Here is a 2,720-nt window from a genome sequence, read left to right on the forward strand (position 1 = left end):
CAACAGCACGCAGCCGGCCTCGTCGATCGGCGTCGACGGCCGCGGCAGTGCCGGCAGCGTCGACTTCGGCGCGCCACGGCCTTTCTCGCGCACCTTCGCGGGCGCCATCGCCGACGCCGAGGCCGCCTACCGCGCGGCCGCCACCCAGTACCTGGAAGCCGCGGGCGAGCAGGCCACGATGATCCAGCAGAGCGCGGTCGACCTGCGCCGCCGCAGCACCGAGCTCAAGAAGCGCGCGCCGACCACCGCCGACAAGGCCACGGTCGAGATCGTGGCGCTGATGTTCCAGGCCATCCTGGCCGAGGAGCGCATTCCGTTCTCGGCGCGCGTGTGGTTCGCGCGGCTGCAGATGCCGGTGCTGCGCGTGGCCATCGCCGAGCCCGAGTTTTTCGGCACCTTGCAGCATCCCGCGCGCATGCTGATCGACCGCATGGGCTCGTGCGTGATGGGCTTCGACGCGGCCGCGATCTCGGGCAGCGCGCTCGAGAACGAGATCAAGCGCGTGGTGCAGGTGATCGAGCAGTACCCCGAGACCGGGCAGCGCGTCTTCAAGCTGGTGTTCGACGAATTCGTCGCCTTCCTCAACCGCTACCTCACGCAGAGCGACACCGCGCAGCGCGTGATGAGCGTGGCGCAGCAGGTCGAGCAGAAGGAGACGATGGCGATCCAGTACACCATCGAGCTGCGCAAGATGCTCAACGACATGCCGGTGCGCGACGAGATCCGCGAGTTCCTGTTCAAGGTCTGGGCCGAGGTGCTGGCGATCGCCGCGCTGCGCTACGGCGGCCAGGACGAGCAGACCGTGACGCTCAAGCGCGCGGCTTCGGAACTGGTGTGGGCCGCGAGCGCCAAGCCCAGCCGCACCGACCGCGCGCGCGTGATCCAGGACCTGCCGCAGCTGCTGCAGCGCCTGCGCCAGGGCATGGCGCTGCTGGGCATCGTCGGCGAGCCGCAGGAGGCCTACATCAAGACCATCGGCGCGACGCTCTCCGATGCCTTCATGCTCAAGACCGAGGCCATCCCGCAGGCCAAGATCGAGGCCATGGCCGAGCGGCTGGCGCACCTCGAGGACTTCGTGAGCGACAGCGGCGGCGACGCCGACCTGCCGCTCGACGCCACCAACATCGAGCTGCTGCTGGGCGTGGACGCGAGCACCATCGAGGTCGTGGCCGACACGGCGGGCGCGCGCGCGACCGAGGACATGCTGGCCTGGGCCAACGAGCTGCAGGTGGGCACCTGGTTCATGCTCGACCACAACGACCGCGTGAGCCAGGTCCAGTTCGTCTGGCGCAGCGACCGCAAGCAGCTGCACCTGTTCGCCTCGGCCGACGGGCGCAGCTTCCTGATCCAGGCCGGGCGGCTCGCGTCCTACCTGCAGGCGGGCCTGCTGGTGCCGGCCGAGGAAGAGACGCTGACGGTGCGCGCCACGCGCGAGGCGCTCGCGAAGCTCGATGCGAATCCCGAGCGGCTGTTGAACTAGCGAGAGGCCGTCTCGCGAAGGGCTCAGTGCGCGAGCCGGCCTTCGTGGTTCTCGCAGAGCTCGTCGAGCACCAGCGCATCGGGCTCGATGCCGGTGCTCCAGTGCACCATCAGCACGATGATCTTGAGCTCGTCGAGCGCCACCGGTGCGCCCGGCGCGGCCATCGCGCGTTCGACGACGATCTCGCGCATGTCGCAGGGCAGCACGTTCGAGCCTTCGAGGAACTGGATGAAGCCCAGGCATTCGGCGCCCAGGTGCTCCTGCTCGGCCTGCGAATACACGCGCATCGAATCGGGCGACTGCGGCCGCGTGGTCTCGGCGCTGCTGCGCAACGCGACCGTGACGCTGCGGCCCTCCTCGTCGTTGCGCGTGAGCTGCACGCCTTGCGTGGCGAGGCTCAGGCCATCGAGCCATTGCAAGGCATCGCGTATCTCCTCGGCCTCGAAGCCGTGGGCGCTGAGCTTGCGGCTCAATTGTTCGGGTTCAGGGCAGGCATCGCTGCGCCAGTAGTTTTCGTAGACAAACACGAGCACTTCGAACATGGGCCCAATATAGCCCACGACGATGGATGCGGCGCGACGCGTGGTGCAAATGCAAGGATCGGCGTAAATACCGATGGCCGCTCGCGAGGCCGTGCGCGACGGTGGCGGGTGGTGCGCGTTCGTGCGCTCAGGCCGCGCCCATGCGCTGGAACAGCCCGCCCGGCAGGCGCGCGACCTGGCCCTCGAGTTCGAGCTCGAGCATGCGGGCCTGCAGCGCTGCGGCGCCCCAGCCGGTGCGCGCACCGAGTGCATCGAGACTCACCGGATCGAAACCCAGCGCCTCGAGCAACGGATCTCCGTGGTCCGTGCCGCCGGTCCACGGCCTGAAGGCGTCCGGCGATGGCTGCTGCGCGAGCGGCTGCAATTCCTCGAGGATGTCGGCCACCGACTCGACCAGCTTCGCGCCCTGGCGGATCAGCGCGTGGCAGCCGCGCGACTGCGGCGAGTGGATCGAACCGGGGATCGCGAACACGTCCTTGCCCTGCTCGGAGGTGAGCCGCGCCGTGATCAGCGAGCCCGAGGCGAGCGCCGCCTCGACCACCAGCGTGCCGCGCGCGAGTCCCGCGATCAGCCGGTTGCGCTTCGGAAAGTTCTGCGTGAGCGGCGGCGTGCCGAGCAGGAACTCGCTCACGATCAGGCCCTGCTGCGTGATGCGCTGCGCAAGCTCGCGATGCCGCGCCGGGTAGACGCGGTCGAGC

General features: G+C 69.3%; 2 protein-coding genes and 1 pseudogene. 1 reads left to right on the forward strand and 2 read right to left on the reverse strand.

The genetic code is table 11. From position 1 onward, the window contains the following. Positions 1-1,480 (forward strand): annotated as a pseudogene (locus AC27VN_RS38225) (DUF1631 domain-containing protein); the annotation flags it as partial. 23 nt (positions 1,481-1,503) lie between these two features. Here the strand turns inward: AC27VN_RS38225 and AC27VN_RS38230 are convergent. Together AC27VN_RS38230 and AC27VN_RS38235 are read right to left on the reverse strand one after the other, a co-directional pair. Further along, the gene (locus tag AC27VN_RS38230) at positions 1,504-2,022 is read right to left on the reverse strand and encodes a Smg family protein (protein ID WP_490880031.1); all 519 of its coding nucleotides are present in this window, start codon (positions 2,020-2,022) and stop codon (positions 1,504-1,506) included. Between the two features lie 127 nt (positions 2,023-2,149). Beyond that, a partial coding sequence (locus AC27VN_RS38235; protein ID WP_490880032.1) for a DNA-processing protein DprA occupies positions 2,150-2,720 on the reverse strand: 571 nt, incomplete at its 5' end.

It is taken from the genome of Variovorax sp. 20P10.2.4 (assembly GCF_058244205.1).